The 15,700-nt window shown below is 32.3% G+C and carries 14 protein-coding genes; 6 read left to right on the top strand and 8 right to left on the bottom strand.

Translation table 11 applies throughout. The annotated features are described in order from the left end of the window. The first annotated feature begins 142 nt into the window (after positions 1-142). The 3 genes from ACMGE9_RS08485 (at position 143) to ACMGE9_RS08475 (ending at position 4,265) form a co-directional block, all read left to right on the top strand. The gene (locus ACMGE9_RS08485) at positions 143-1,300 is read left to right on the top strand and encodes a hypothetical protein (RefSeq protein ID WP_414042365.1); all 1,158 of its coding nucleotides are present in this window, start codon (positions 143-145) and stop codon (positions 1,298-1,300) included. 25 nt (positions 1,301-1,325) lie between these two features. After that, positions 1,326-2,546, top strand: a complete 1,221-nt coding sequence (locus ACMGE9_RS08480; protein ID WP_414042364.1) for an amidohydrolase family protein — start codon at positions 1,326-1,328, stop codon at positions 2,544-2,546. A gap of 162 nt (positions 2,547-2,708) precedes the next feature. Further along, complete coding sequence (locus ACMGE9_RS08475) at positions 2,709-4,265, top strand: SLC13 family permease (protein WP_414042363.1); 1,557 nt, start codon at positions 2,709-2,711, stop codon at positions 4,263-4,265. Positions 4,266-4,328: 63 nt separating this feature from the next. Here the strand turns inward: ACMGE9_RS08475 and ACMGE9_RS08470 are convergent, their stop codons facing one another. Genes ACMGE9_RS08470 through ACMGE9_RS08460 form a run of 3 tightly spaced genes read right to left on the bottom strand, consistent with a single transcriptional unit; the run spans position 4,329 to position 5,957 of the window. Beyond that, the gene (locus tag ACMGE9_RS08470) at positions 4,329-5,081 is read right to left on the bottom strand and encodes a DUF4097 family beta strand repeat-containing protein (RefSeq protein ID WP_414042362.1); all 753 of its coding nucleotides are present in this window, start codon (positions 5,079-5,081) and stop codon (positions 4,329-4,331) included. Beyond that, a complete protein-coding gene (locus ACMGE9_RS08465) occupies positions 5,078-5,638 on the bottom strand; it encodes an HAAS signaling domain-containing protein (protein ID WP_414042361.1) in 561 nt (186 codons plus the stop codon). The genes ACMGE9_RS08470 and ACMGE9_RS08465 overlap by 4 nt, the downstream gene beginning before the upstream one ends. Then, positions 5,631-5,957, bottom strand: coding sequence for a PadR family transcriptional regulator (locus tag ACMGE9_RS08460; protein ID WP_414042360.1), 327 nt, complete (start codon positions 5,955-5,957; stop codon positions 5,631-5,633). Before ACMGE9_RS08460 ends, ACMGE9_RS08465 begins: the two co-directional genes overlap by 8 nt. A gap of 257 nt (positions 5,958-6,214) precedes the next feature. Between ACMGE9_RS08460 and ACMGE9_RS08455 the strand changes: the two genes are divergently transcribed. Continuing rightward, complete coding sequence (locus tag ACMGE9_RS08455; protein ID WP_414042359.1) at positions 6,215-7,543, top strand: TrkH family potassium uptake protein; 1,329 nt, start codon at positions 6,215-6,217, stop codon at positions 7,541-7,543. A gap of 47 nt (positions 7,544-7,590) precedes the next feature. Here ACMGE9_RS08455 and ACMGE9_RS08450 read toward each other — a convergent pair whose 3' ends face one another. From ACMGE9_RS08450 to ACMGE9_RS08435, 4 genes are all read right to left on the bottom strand, one after another. Next, positions 7,591-8,103: a DUF805 domain-containing protein gene (locus ACMGE9_RS08450; RefSeq protein ID WP_414042358.1), complete on the bottom strand. Its 513-nt coding sequence runs from the start codon at positions 8,101-8,103 to the stop codon at positions 7,591-7,593. Further along, the gene (locus tag ACMGE9_RS08445; RefSeq protein WP_414042357.1) at positions 8,093-9,055 is read right to left on the bottom strand and encodes a hypothetical protein; all 963 of its coding nucleotides are present in this window, start codon (positions 9,053-9,055) and stop codon (positions 8,093-8,095) included. The genes ACMGE9_RS08450 and ACMGE9_RS08445 overlap by 11 nt, the downstream gene beginning before the upstream one ends. 140 nt (positions 9,056-9,195) lie before the next feature. Next, positions 9,196-9,531 (bottom strand): hypothetical protein, encoded by a 336-nt coding sequence (locus ACMGE9_RS08440; RefSeq protein ID WP_414042356.1) that lies wholly within the window; start codon positions 9,529-9,531, stop codon positions 9,196-9,198. A 98-nt stretch (positions 9,532-9,629) separates the two neighbouring features. Then, the gene (locus tag ACMGE9_RS08435; RefSeq protein ID WP_414042355.1) at positions 9,630-10,187 is read right to left on the bottom strand and encodes a hypothetical protein; all 558 of its coding nucleotides are present in this window, start codon (positions 10,185-10,187) and stop codon (positions 9,630-9,632) included. Between the two features lie 166 nt (positions 10,188-10,353). Here ACMGE9_RS08435 and ACMGE9_RS08430 point away from each other — a divergent pair, with 166 nt between their 5' ends. Continuing rightward, entirely contained in the window at positions 10,354-11,475 is a 1,122-nt protein-coding gene (locus ACMGE9_RS08430; protein ID WP_414044480.1) for a restriction endonuclease subunit S, read from the top strand. Positions 11,476-11,541: 66 nt separating this feature from the next. Continuing rightward, positions 11,542-12,474: a site-specific integrase gene (locus tag ACMGE9_RS08425; protein ID WP_414042354.1), complete on the top strand. Its 933-nt coding sequence runs from the start codon at positions 11,542-11,544 to the stop codon at positions 12,472-12,474. A gap of 69 nt (positions 12,475-12,543) precedes the next feature. On the opposite strand, the gene ACMGE9_RS08420 is transcribed toward ACMGE9_RS08425, so the two are convergent. Then, positions 12,544-15,699 carry a type I restriction endonuclease subunit R gene (locus tag ACMGE9_RS08420; RefSeq protein ID WP_414042353.1) on the bottom strand — a complete coding sequence of 1,052 codons (3,156 nt, stop codon included), beginning with the start codon at positions 15,697-15,699 and terminating at the stop codon, positions 12,544-12,546. Between the last annotated feature and the right edge of the window lies 1 nt (position 15,700).

Here is a 15,700-nt window from a genome sequence, read left to right as displayed (position 1 = left end):
GAGTTTGTACTAAAGCAAAAGTTAATTTTGTAATAAATATATTAATTATTATTTAAATAATGTAAATATTCTGATTTTTTATTGACACAACGCTTTAAAGTGTTAAAATAGTCAGTAATTTATAAAAGAAAGGATGATAGTTATGATTAAAGAACCGATTATTGCAACAACAATTATTTTCTCACTCATTGCACTAGGTGAGGTCATCTCTATTTATACACGTGCAAGAGTCCCTATGTTACTTACTGCTATGTTAGGATTTCTTCTTTTATCATGGCTAGGCATCTTTCCACCTAAAATACTAGAATATTCTACCTTACCCGCATTAGGTGCAGTACTTATTGGGCCACTTATATTACATATGGGTACAATAATGCCAATCAGCGTTCTTAAAGTTCAATGGAAAGCAGTTGTTATATCTCTTGCAGGTCTTATCGGGGCCACCTTGTTAATTTTAGGAATTATTACTCCAATTTATGGCTTCCCTACTGCAGCCAGCGGTTTAGGTCCGGTTGCTGGAGGGGTAATTGCTTTACTCATTACCAACGAAAAGTTAACTGCACTTGGTCTAACTTCTCTTATCGTTGTCCCTTCATTGGTACAAGCTCTTCAAGGCGTCATCGGAATGCCTCTTGCATCTTATTTTATGAATCAGTATATCTCTAAAGATTATGTTCAGCGATTGAGAAATGAAGAAATACAAGCATTGGATGTAAAAAAAGAGTTAAATACTCATTCTAAAATCACGATTCTAAATAACAACACAGTGCGTTTATTTATTATTTTTGTTTTCGCTTCAATTGGAATTTGGTTAGGGAAAATTACCGGTATTCACTTTACAATATTTTGTTTAATATTTGGTATTTTATTATTGAATACTAAAGTACTTCCTCAAAATGCTTTGGAAAAAGCAAATTCACTTAATTTTTTTGTTATTGCTGTCATCTTTGTCGTAATTGGATCAATGGGTGGAGTTAAACCTCAAGATGTTTTACAAAATATTGCTCCAGTTTTAGGCATATTACTTTTAGGATCTCTGGGGATAACTTTAGGGGGATTTATTGCATCTAAATTACTTAAGTGGCCTGTTAATAAAGGGATGCCTGTTGCATTAACAGCTTTGTTTGGATTTCCTGGTGATTATATTTTATGTCAAGAAGTTGCACGTAGTCATGGGAAGAATGAAGTTGAGACTGAACAGATTATGAATGAATTGGTGACTCCGATGTTAATTGGAGGATTTGTTACAGTAACAATTTCATCTGTTTTTATTGCAAGTTTTGTAATGGATTTAATTTAATGATTAATTATATAGGAGGATTCGCATGAGTATTTTAATTAATAATGTAAATATTTTAGATGTAGATAGTGGTCGATATAAGGAACAAAAAAGTGTTTATATCGTTGATAACAAGATTCAGTCCTTTAATCAAAAAGAAGATGCTGATATTGTAATTAATGCTAATAATCAATATTTACTACCGGGAATGATAGACAGTCATGTTCATATGATGGTTGAATTTAAACCCATTGAGCAAATGTTAACCACTCCATTTTCATATAACTTCTATCAAGCAATGGATTACGCAAAGCGTACTATTGACGCAGGTGTTACTACTGTACGTGATGCATTAGGTGCTGACTTAGGTTATAAGCGCGCAATTGAAGATAAATTATTTATTGGACCAAGAACGATAGTCAGTATTAATGCACTCACTATCACTGGCGGACACGGAGATGGCTATCAGTACTCTGGAAATATCCTTGATTTAATACAAGCTAATTATCCAGGAATGCCGCATGGATTATGTGATGGTATTGAAGAAGTTAGAAAAAAAACAAGAGAGATATTACGTGCTGGTGCTGATGTTGTTAAAGTTCATGCAACTGGTGGTGTATCTTCCCCAACAGATCATCCAAATTTTACACAGTTCTCATTGGATGAATTGAAAGTTATTGTTGAAGAAGCAAAGTTTAGAAATAACTTAAAAGTAATGGCTCATGCACAAGGTCTAGAAGGTATTAAACAATGTGTTGAAGCAGGCATTCATTCAATTGAACATGGAATATATTTAGACGATGAGGTCGCAGAAAAAATGGTTGATAAAGGGACATATTTAGTACCTACGCTTCTAGCACCAGTTTCTGTATTAGAATTTGCAGAAGAATTAGGGATGAGTCAAGTGGCCATAGATAAATCTAATGAGGTATTACAAGATCACATCAATAGCTTTAAACTTGCGCATCAAAAAGGGGTAAAAATAGCTATGGGGACTGATGCAGGTGTCTTTAAACATGGGACAAATCTTAGAGAGTTGGAATTAATGGTTGAACATGGTATGACACCAATAGAAGCGATTCGAGCATCGACATTAACTGCAGCAGAGTGTCTGTGTATTGATAAATTAGGAAAAATTGAAAAAGACTATTTAGCTGACCTGATATTAGTTGATAAAGATCCTCTTAAAGATATCAGCGTGTTAAGAGTTACCGATAATATTAAAGTTGTTATTAAGGATGGTGAAATCGTAAAAAGCATTAATTAATAATTTGTTTTAATTTAAAATATAATTTTTACTTATTATATTTGATAATAAATTGAATAGTTATTTTACACATTTCACCTTTGTAACCCCTTTCATAAAGATACATAATTTTGATACAATATTTATATACTGATAATTCAATTTATTAAAGGGGGAACTTGGGTGAAATTTCCGATTCAAAAGAAAGATTATTTGACGCATTTTTCAGAGCCTGAACTTGATATCCACCATGCTGTTGGGTATAACAAAGTTCAATTGATTGGGTTGATTTTAGGGCCATTATTATTCATATTATTTCAATTTTTTATTCAACCACCAGGACTAGTTGGACCTGCACGTTTCGTTCTTGCAGCAACACTCTGGATTGCGACATGGTGGATTACTGAACCCATTCCTATCGCTGTCACATCGTTATTACCACTCGTATTATTTCCAATGGGACAAATTATGGATGCTGGAAAAGTTGCAGCAAATTATGGAAATGATATTATCTTCTTGTTTATGGGTGGTTTTATTTTAGCCATCGCAATGGAACAGTGGAACTTACATACACGTATTGCTTTAAATATTATCCAAAAAGTTGGCACAACAACCTCCAAAATTATATTAGGTTTTATGATGGCAACGGGTGTGATGAGTATGTTCGTGTCTAATACTGCTGCGGTTATGATTATGATTCCAATTGGCTTAGCATTAATTGCTGAGGCTGAAGTATTAAGTTCGAATCAAGTCACAGAAAATTTAAGAAAGTTCGAGAAAACTTTAGTACTCGCAATCGGATATGCTGGGACGATTGGTGGTATGGGGACATTAATTGGAACGCCACCCCTAATATTACTTGCTGGGCAAATGAAAGAAATATTTGGATTTGAAATTGGCTTTGGACAATGGATGGTTGTCGGAGTACCAAGTGTCATTATTCTTTTACTCATTACATGGCTTTATTTACATCACTTTGCGTTCAAATCTGATATGACTGAACTCCCTGGAGGTAAAGAAGTTATCGATCGTGAATTACAAAAGCTCGGAAAGACAACACGTGAAGAAAAAATTATATTAGCTATCTTCTTACTTGCAGCAACACTTTGGATTGTCCGTGGTTTCTTCTTTGCTAACATCCCAGCACTCAAGCTCATACAAGATGGAACAATCGCAATGTTTATTTCAATTCTATTATTTATGATTCCTACAAAAAGAAAATCAGGTCGTTTACTTGATTGGTCAGTAGCAAAAGAAATACCTTGGGGTGTATTACTATTATTCGGTGGTGGGCTAGCGCTGGCGAATGCTATAACAACAAGTAAACTCGATGCTTGGTTAAGTGATCAATTGATTTTACTAAAAGGGATGCCAATTATCTTAATCATTACAGTGACCGCTTTATTTGTATTATTCTTAACAGAAATTACATCAAATACAGCAACTGCCACAATGATCCTACCAATCTTAGCAGCACTGGCACTCGCAATCAACGTACATCCTTTAGCATTGATGATTCCAGCTGCAATGGGCGCTAACTGTGCTTTCATGTTACCTGTTGGAACACCACCAAACGCCATCGTATTTGGTACAGGTAAAGTGAGTATACGAGAAATGGCATCTACCGGATTCTGGCTTAACTTAATCGCCTGCGTCATTATTGTCATTGCCGTATACTTAATCGTACCTTTTGTATTTGGTATTGATATCTCACCGTTCCCTGAAGGCTTAAAAAAATAATATCTTTTCTATAAAAACAAAAAAATCATGCTGTTGAATAATATCAACAGCATGATTTTTAATTTATTCTAAATCGATAGATATATCGCCCATATTAGATTCTAAATCAATCTTGTGTTCCCCTTTACCAACCATACCGCCTTTTGGAATCACATCGTTTAATGTTATATCACCCATTTTTGTATCAGTGACAATATTAACATTGTCTGGTTTTTCTTTGTAGTAAATATCTGCATTACCTACATTAACGTTACCTTTTAAATTGATATCTTTATTTATATTTCTTAATGTTAAATCTCCGACATCGACCTTAAATTGAAGGTCTTTTGCTAGCACTTCATTTACTTTAACATCACCTACATTTAAATCAATTGTAGCAACTTTAGCATCGAGTGTATCAATATCGATATCACCTACGTCTGCATTAACTTTAAATTGTTCATATTGGGTTTGCGGTAAATGTACGATGACTTTCATATTATCTTCTTCTTCAGTAAAGCCAAAGTTGAAGTCAACGTTAATCCCTTTTGATTCTCCACCCGTAATTTTTAAAGTATCATCTTGGACTTCATACTTCACTTGATTTTCATTTTTGGCATTCTTAATTTCAATTGCAGCTTCGTTATCCTTTGTATTGATGACTTCCATCGACAACGTATTCACTTCAATATCAACTTGTTTAAAATCTTTAGTAATCACTTCTTCATGATTATATTGTCCGTAAGTACTACCAATACCAAATACCATACTACTTATTGCCATACCAATCATCCCTATGACCATTAAGCTCAGTGCAATCATTAAAATTTTCTTCATGATTCGTACCCTCCTTGAATGATATTTTTATTGAATTTGATGTACTTCACAATAAATCGGTTCACAAATTGCATGACTTTTAGTAATGCAAGTCCAAAAAGCAATCCAAATCCCACACAGAATACCGTCATAAATATTTCAAATAGATTTACAGCTTGCATACCGTTAAATATTACGTCCATGACTAAGAATATAGGTGACAATACCATCATTAATGCTCCAAATGCGAAAGCTACCATAATACTTACATATATGATGAAAGGTATAAGTAGTACAAACAAGTTCAAGAAGCTTAATCCAACAATCGAGAATATCATCTGCGCGACATTAGACGTACTTGGATCAGACTTCGCTTTTGTCACATGATACATCGCTCTAAGTTCTTTCCCAACTTGAACTGGGTCACCCAGTTCATTCATAATTTCAGTATCGCTCCTACCGTCCAGTGCACCATCTTCAAAGTGTGATTCATATTCAAACATAAGTGAATCATATTCACCTTGGGGCAAGCCTTTCAACTCTTTACTCAGTGCAGTTAAATAACCGTGTTTATTCATGTTTTTGTCCTCCCTTCTTGATTAACGCGTCCACTGCTTTTACCATGTCATACCATTCATTTTTTAAATGCTCTAAATGTAATCTGCCTTCTTCAGTAATTGTGTAATACTTTCTTGCAGGACCTCCTGAAGTTTTTCCCATATACGTTTCTAGATATCCTTCTGATACAAGTCGTCTTAACATTGGATAAAGGGTACCGTCTGCTATGGATAAATGTTCTGAAATATTTTGTGATAAATCATATCCGTATTGATCGTTGATTACAATCTCTTGTAATACGACCAGTTCTAAAACACCCTTTTTCAATTGAATGTTCATATTGCTCCTCCTCTCACTAGTAGACATTTCGATATAGTAAAATAAAAAAATTTAAATTAAACGTATAATATATCTAATCAGATATGGTTGTCTATGTCTTTTACAACTATATCGTATCATCTACTAGTGAATAATGCAATATAGTTAGTTTAAATTAATATTTTTATATACATATTGATGAAAAAATTTTAATTGTATTTTTTGTCAACTTAATGTACGCTATCCTTACTTACATCCTACAATAAAGAGGCATAACGATGATAAAAAAACGTAAATTTAAAATATCTAACCCATATTTGATTATTATCAGTTCATTTTTAGTATTTTTAATTATCGGTTCGTTATTACTTTATATGCCTTTCTCTCAAAAACAACCAACTTCTTTTGTTGATTGTTTGTTTATTGCTACAAGTGCATTTACCGTTACAGGTCTTGCAACAATCGATATTACGCAACACTTTAATTACATTGGATATATCATTATTATGCTACTCGTCCAATGTGGTGGCTTAGGAATTATAACTTTAGCGATGATTGTATTTATTATGCTCGGTAAGAAAGTAGGATTTAAAGGCCGCTCACTCGCAACTGAAGCACTGAATCAGCAGAATACGGGTGGTATTATTAGACTTGTATTGATTTTATTCTTTGTCAGTTTAATATTTGAAAGTATTGGTGCATTTTTACTCGCATTGGAATGGATTCCAATACTTGGATTTCGAAAAGGGCTATTCAATAGTATTTTTACAGCTGTCAGTGCATTTAATAACGCAGGGTTTGCACTACACAGTGATAACCTAGTAGGATATCAAACAAATCCCATTATAAATTTTATTATTACTAGTTTAATCATTATTGGGGGGATTGGATTTACTGTCATATTAGATTTATATAAAACAAAGCAATATAGACATCTACGTGTTCATACTAAAGTGATGTTGATAGGGACATTACTGATTAACTTATTTGCAACACTTGCTATTTTTCTTTTAGAATATAGCAACAAAGCAACGATTGGTGGACATTCAACCTTTGACCAATTACAAATGTCGTACTTCCAAGCGATTACTACGCGAACGGCTGGGTTTAATACAATAGACATTGGTGCATTAACCACACCAACAATACTATTAATGATGTTACTAATGTTTATAGGTGGTGGACCAACATCCACTGCTGGCGGCATTAAACTAACGACCACGGTTGTGATACTCTTTGGTACTTTAAGTTACATCAAACAAAATGAACATTTAAGTTTATTTAAACGTACAATTGAAACACGTTTCTTATTTAAAAGTTTAGCCGTTGCAGTACTGAGCTCAGGATTCTGTTTTACAATCACATTCTGTTTAGTTATGGCTGAACCCGACCTCCCATTCTTACCGCTGATGTTTGAAGTTATTTCAGCATTTGGAACAGTTGGACTAACAATAGGCATCACAGCAAAACTATCCGTCATTGGTAAACTACTTATCATTCTTATGATGATGATTGGTAAAGTCGGTGTCCTTACAATGGTTCTAACATTCTCTAAACCAAACAAACAACTATACAGCTATCCTAAAGAAGATATATTGACAGGATAAACAAAAAAATTCGTAGCCATTAAGGTTACGAATTTTTTCTATATATCCTACATAATTTGTTTTGGATCTTCACCATATTTATTTGGACCATGGTTACCACGAATAAAGTTACAAATAAATAGGAATAACCAAGGTATTAGTAATATAAATGTTACGATAAGCATCGGTGTGACGCCACCCATATTCGTAAAATCAACCGGGAAGATTGAATATACATGAGTTGAAATGAAACTAATAATGATATCAATTGTCATAATAACAATCGCAACTTTACCATTAATATTAATATCCTGTAATCTACGACTAGTTTGGGCCATAGTTGGAATTGTAGCGATATAAGGAAATATTTCAGATCTAAAAAAATTAAAATGATCGCTTAAATGAAAGCGGTAATTCATAATAGCATCAATGATAAATATAATTGCCCATAAAGAAAATCCTATTAATAATGTACCCAATACATTTAACCAATATTCTCTTCGTCTCGCTCGTCCAGAAAATTGAAAACCTCTCATCCAAAATGCAATTACAGCGTCCTTCATTGTCATATCATTTTGCATTCTTTTCACCTCTAACTTCCACTGCAATATGCATATTTCCATCTTTCAATTGATCTTTCATCTTTTTAATATTTTCACTATTCTGTTGGAAATTGAGTATATAATCTACATCATCAATACGCTCTTCAATGACTTCTTTAATCCCATCACCTTTTTCAAATGTGAAACGTTCGAACTTACCTGCTTTTATTTGATTGTCTTTAAGACTTACTGGAATTACTGTAATCTCTTTAAATACATCCACTTGATTCCTAAAAATATGAAAATTCATATCTTTTGTTTGAATCACACCAAGTAGTTTACCGAAATCATCCTTTTTCACCGATTTTATTGCTTTTTGTTCACTTTTATATACTTTCATTTGGTTTTGCATACCAACCTTGAAATTCGCATGATCTAACCAAATTCCGTTATTGTTAATTCGTGTGACACCTTTTTTAGGTGTTAATGATATTCTAAGACCTCTCTTACCATCATCATCAGACATCTTTCTATCATCTGGATTTGAATTACCAAAGTCACCGGCTACAAAATCAAAAGTTCCAACTTTACTCTTCACCTGCCATGACTTATCTTTAAATTCATGATTCACCACAATCAGCTCTAATTTATTTTTTGGAAAAGTTAATTCAGTTTCGTTAGCATTTTTAATTTCAATTAACCCAGAATATAAATATGTAGATTTTTTATAATTACCCGTTAGCATTTGCAAAGTATAGTAATGATTGTTTGGTAGTTTATAAATTCGATTGTTAATAGAACCACTCGTACCTACAGCATCAGTAAAATTCGATGTCATGTCATCCTTAGCCTCTTGGTATCCTTCATATATCCCAGAGCTATCGTATAATTTATTTTGATCAAACTTGTTGCCTAATACGTAATTCTTAATATCTAGTACCGCGGAAGTTGCAAGTATTGCTATTAATAGTGCAAGGAATATTCTCTTCATCATCCATCTCCTAGTTCTGATTCTATTTAATACCATTAATTACATAATAGATATAATAGTAGCGAATTGTCAATAAATGATAAATGAATTATATTTTTGAATTTAAATTACTAAATAAAAAAGCAGTGCACATGCTCTGCTTAACTTAACCACAATTCGTCATCTAAATATGAATTTAAATAACCAATCTTTTCACTTAAAATATTACCCGAGAAATCTTTAATGATTAATTTCTCATGATAATGATATTGATTTGTAAAGCTATTACTATCTTTATCATAGCCTTCTTCAACCCATTTATTGATATAAACTTTATCCTCATCAATGCTAATTACACTTTCTCTACTTTCAAGTGGAATCATATATGATTCTGGGTAATAACAAACAAAATCTTTACCATGACTCACTATTTTTAAATCAGTATCCATTATCATTAAATTATAAAGTTCAACATCTATCCTCACACAAATTAACATTAACTTATCCACCATGAACCATCTTTATTTTGCTGTAACCTAGCTATTTCTTCACTCAACAGTTCCCCGTTTAAGTGCTTGATTAATAATTTGTTATGCTAATTGTAATCTATACTACCATCTTCCAATTCATTCTCTTCTTCAATCCATCGATTGATATACACCTTATCTTCATCTATCATCACAACTGTATCATCGTCACCTAAATTTAATTCAAATTGATTCGGATAATAACTAATGAACGTATCACCATGTTGAACGACGTTTACTCTATTGCCACCAATCAACATTAAGCGCTTTAACTCAATATCACCCATTTTTAAAGTTGTTACGACTTTAGTCAATCGGTCCGGATAATATTCGATTAAACGCACAACACTTTCGCTAAAATCAGCTTGAAAGAAATAAAATAAACCATCATGATACAACACATCACTATAACTAATATTTCTCGTTAATACAAAAGGCTCGTAAACCTCACCCGTCACATATTCATAAAAACGAATGATCATTCCTTTGTAATAACCCTCTAAATCAAAAATCTCTTTCGCATCTTCAATATCAGAAAACTCGTTATGACCGTAACCGAAACGCTGTTGTCCAATAATCTCAGAGACGAAGCTACCGTCTACAATGCTAAATTCATTTAGTTTCATAAGACCTCCAGTAAATATGTGCTATACATATGTAATACAATTGTAAATATTAACATAATTTTAACATATTTATACTATTAACATGCCAAAATTATAAAAAATCATGATATATTAGTGAAAAAATACTCACCCTTGGGAACAGCGTGAGTTAGGCGAAGTTGCAGAAATCATTGGAGGTGGCACACCTAGTACCTCTAATAATGAATTTTGGGATGGGGATATAAATTGGTTTTCTCCAGTAGAAATAGGAAATGAAATATATGTTAATGAAAGTCAAAAAAAGATAACACCACTCGGAATGAAAAAGAGTTCAGCAAGACTTTTACCAAAAGGATCAATACTATTTACATCTAGAGCTGGTATTGGGAATATGGCAATACTATCTGTTCCGTCATGCACAAATCAAGGATTTCAATCCATTGTTCCAAATCATAAGGTATTAAATACTTATTTCATATTTTCATTAAAAGAGAGGCTAAAAAATTATGGAGAAAAGAACGGTGCTGGATCCACTTTTATAGAAGTTTCAGGGAAAGTAATGAGAAAAATGAAGTTGAATTTACCTAGTATTGAGGAACAAAATTTAATTGGGCTGTACTTTGAAAATCTAGATAAAACTATCACCCTTCTTCAGCGAAAAATTGATAGTCTTAATGAAGTAAAAAAAGGTTTATTACAAAAATTATTTCCATCAGATCAAAGTATGATTCCTAAAATTAGATTTAGAGACTTTGATAAGGATTGGGAACAGCGTGAGTTAAAAGAACTTATTAAATTCATAAATGGTAAGGCGTTTAAACAAAATGAATTGTTAGAAGATGGTAAATATAGAGTTCTAAGAGTTGGAAATTTTAATACCAATAATCAATGGTACTATTCTAATCTGGAACTAAATCATGATAAATACATCGATAAAGGTGATTTAGTTTATTTATGGGCAACAACTTTTGGTCCTGAAATATGGCAAGAAGAAAAAGTAATATATCATTATCATATTTGGAAAGTTGATATTTTTAGTAGTGAGATTGATAAAAATTATCTTTACTCATGGATGAAATATGATAAAAACAAAATACTTAATAATACAAATGGATCAACTATGATACATATTACAAAAGAAAACATGGATTCTCGCATAATAAAGTACCCAGAAAAAAAAGAACAAATAGAAATCGGAGAATTATTGAATGAAATTGATAATACAATCACTCTTCTTCAGAAAGAGCTAGAATTAAATAAAGAAATAAAAAAGGGATTTTTACAAAAACTATTTCCAAATGAATTATAGAAAGATAGAGTGCTAATACCCTTCTTCAGCGTGAGTAAAAATGAACAAAAAAGGAGGTATATTTTAATGTTGGAAGAGATAAAAAGGGATGAACTTTTCCATATTTACTACAAACGTTGGATTACAATATATAAAGAAAGTGCGATTCGAAGAGTAACTATGTCTAAATACTTAATGACTCATCAATGGTTATTAAAACTTGCACCTAAACTTAAGTTATGTGATCTTTCACGCATAACTTATCAGCAACTACTGAATGATTATGCTGAAGAGCACGAAAAACAAACGACAATGGATTTCCACCATCAATTAAAGGGAGCTATTCTCGATGCAGTTGATGAAGGTTATATTGAAAGAGATCCTACTCGTAAAGCAATTATTAAAGGTAAAACGCCTAGAACAAAGAAAACAAAATATTTAAATCAATTCGAGCTTCATACGATGCTTACTCATTTAAAACTTGGTAGTGAAATCAATTGGGATTGGTTTATTTTACTTGTAGCTAAGACAGGTATAAGGTTCTCAGAGGCTTTAGCACTGACACCTAATGACTTCGATTTCCCACATCAAACTTTAAATATCAACAAGACCTGGGATTACAAAGATACGGGTGGCTTTCTCCCTACAAAAAATGAGTCTTCGGTCAGAAAGGTCAAATTAGATTGGCAAACAGTTATTCAGTTCTCTGAACTTGTTAAGCATTTACCTGAAGATGAGCCAATTTTCGTTAAAGGTAAAGATAAAATATATAATTCAACCGTCAATAGTAGGCTTGCTCACCTATGTAGGAAATCAAATATCCCCGAAATTTCAGTACATGGTTTGCGTCACACTCACGCATCTCTACTATTGTTTGCTGGTGTGTCCATTGCAAGTGTTGCAAGAAGACTTGGTCATGCTAGCATGACCACAACACAGAAAACTTATTTGCATGTCATTCAAGAACTCGAAAATCAAGATGTCGATTTAATTATGAGGTCAATTTCTAGCCTTAGTTAATAAATATTTACTCACGTTGATTGAAAAATATAAATGGAGATTAGATATTAAAATCCAATCTCCATTTTTTTATCTTAATTCTTTATCTAAAGGTATAATATCTTGGTTTAAAACATCATACCAACTTTTTTTCATTTGTTGCTTATACTTGAATGGATTTGTATTACTATTTTCTTTTTTGTATTCCATAAAATCAGCCTTTTTCATAATTGAAGTCAGATAAGGAATTTCGTTAGATTCTGCAACATACTGCATTGCAGATGTATGTAACTCGTATTCTCCTACTTTCCATTCACTTGCAAAGTCATTTATAATTTGATTTTTAGTCTCAGTAAAGTGTTTTCTCTTCAAACTAAAGATATCATTATATTGCTCTTCAGGATGACTATCAATTTGGTCTAATATATTTTGATAAACAAAGCGCACTCTTTCAGGTTTATTTAATTTCTTCAATGCACTTTCAAGTTCTTCACGTACACCCTTATTATTCGCTCTATAATTACCTAATAATTGATCAATATAAGCAGTATCGATGTTGTATGTTTTATTACTATCATCTGAGAAAAACTCAATATCACTTACATCAAACTTACCTGGGTCACCATTTTCAGCTTTAAGTATTGCTTTTATATTTTCATAATTACCTCGATGATTTTCAATGACTTCCATTTTTTCTTTTAATGCTTTTTTTGTTTCAATATCATCATTAAATTCATCATAAGTTATTAATGCTTCAAAGGATTTTAGCGTCTTTTGATATGCTTTTACATATTCTATTTGAATATCTGTATTTGTATTTTCATCGATAGTACTATTGTTTTCTAATACATTACTAAAACCTTTATAATTCGTATCAAAACTCTTTTTTGATTCTTTGTATGTTGGATAAATTAAGTTTGAAGCATTATCTTCATTTGAATATAGAATAGTTGCATTTTCTACATTTTGCTCCATTGTATGAGGCTTTCTAAATGTCACTATTAAGCCTTTATCTTTACCTTTATACGTTCTGTTAGTACGTGAGAATGCTTGAATCAGTCCAGCATATTCAAGGTTTCTATCAACAAATAAAGTCTGCATTATGGGTGCATCAAAGCCAGTTAATAATCTATCGACTACAATAACTAAATCAATCTGTTTCCCAAATTCTTTGAACTCAGCTTTTTTTCTTGCTAATCGGTTATTAATGTCACCATTATATCTTTCGATACCGTCTAAATTCCACGAAGTATCATAATATTCATTGTAATCATTAATAATTTCCTGCATCTCTTTCTGACTCTCATTAGCGTTATCAGCATTTTCATCTAAAGAATAAGTTATTGCTATTCTAGGGAAATCACTATCTTCAATTGTTCTTCCTTTTCTTAAAGGATGTTTTTTATATTTATTATCAATCCAGTTTTCATCGCTTTTCATTTCTTTAATAGCTTTATAATATCTTTTGGCCATGCTGATTGAGGAAGTTGTCAAAATCGCAGATTTTGTAGGTTTACCATTCCTAAAATCAAATTTTGTATACGCATTATCAGGTCTAAATATTTTTTCAATGACCGCATCAATATGATCTTGAGATTCATATACAGATGCATCTAGATAAGTTTCTTTTTCTACACCTGACATTTTATCAATTGTGTCATTAATTTTATCAGTATTACCTGCTAAATTACTATCAGGCATATTTAAAGTATCGTATATACGATTATAGAGGGTATTCTTTACAATCGTATTCTCATGTTCTACTTGAAATCCTAGTACTGAACCATCCTCTAAGGCATTTTTGATTGTATATGAATGTAGTACTGGTCCATATTGATCAAAAGTAGTACGCGCTAATTTACCATTGGCTTGTTTTTTATTTACTTCAAAAATAGGTGTACCAGTAAAGCCAAACCAAGTTGAGTTTGGAAAGAATTTTTTTACATGCTCCATATTTTCTGAAGAAACAGCCCTATGACATTCATCTACAATAAACACAACATGTTGCCCCATTAACTTTTTGAATCTAGAAGTTCCTCTATCTTGTTCAATCTTTTCAGCTCTTTTAAGCGCTGAATCTAATTTCTGTCTTGTTGTTACAATAACCACATTTGAGTTTGCATCTGACAATAATTCATTAGTCAAAGCTCTCGTGTCTCCTGTACCGACAATTAAACTATTAGATTTCCCTTCGCCACTTGCTATACCAGTATTAAACTCTGATGCAAATTTAGTAAATTCTGTAGTCGTCTGACTATCTAAATCTTTACGGTCTATTAACATAATTGTTCTATCTACGCCAGGACGTTTCGCTAGCAACTTCGTTGCTACAAAAGATGTTAACGTCTTTCCTGAACCAGTTGCATGCCAAATATGTCCCGATTCATGTTTACTTGTAGACTCTACTAAAGCTTCAATCGCATGTATTTGATAAGGGTGAAGTACCATAAGTACTTTGTTATCTTGGTCTTCACTTACAATAGTGTAGTCAGCTATTAAACGATGCGCATCAGGAATATTTAAAGATTGCTTACAAAACTCATATAGATTCTCAATCTTTTGGTTATTCTTAGTTCTCCATGAGAATAAGAATTTCTTATCCATAAACTGAGGTAGTGAATTTGCAAAGTATCTCGTTGTTTGTAAGTTAGAAACTACAAATAACTGCAGAGTTGAATATATATTATTTCTAAATATACCCTCTTCAGCATATTTCTTAATTTGATTAAAAGCTTGATAGATACCGTCTTTCGCATTAGATTTCTTTAATTCAATTTGTACAATAGGTAGACCATTAATCAGTAATGTCACATCAAAACGACGGTTTCTTCCACCATCTTCAGAACTCTGTGTCGCAATTTGGTGAACAATTTCATAACTTGAAATACCGCCACCGATATCAAGGTTTGAATATAAAACTAATGAAACTTCGCCTAGAGAAATATCATCACGATCAATCGTAATACGTGCAATACCATTCTCACCCTTCAACCACTTAGCAGCATCGAAAGGTGTTTGGGTATTATTCAGTAATTCTGTTTTAATCTTTTCAAACTCATTATCCGTTAATGGATAATCACCTATCTCAGAAACATTATTCTGTGAAATCTTTTGACGAAGGTTCTTCCATAAATCACCTTCAGACTTTAAATCTTCACGAAAAGTCCACTGATTGTAACCCTCACCCATAACCTTTATGAGTTCACGTTCAATCTCTAACTCATCTTCGAATGCCAAAAAATCCATG

The sequence above is a fragment of the Macrococcus animalis genome, from assembly GCF_047425875.1.
GTDB classification, from domain to species: Bacteria; Bacillota; Bacilli; order Staphylococcales; family Staphylococcaceae; genus Macrococcoides; species Macrococcoides animalis.
The sequence above is the reverse complement of the archived record's forward strand: the minus strand, read 5'-3'. Positions and strand labels throughout refer to the sequence as shown.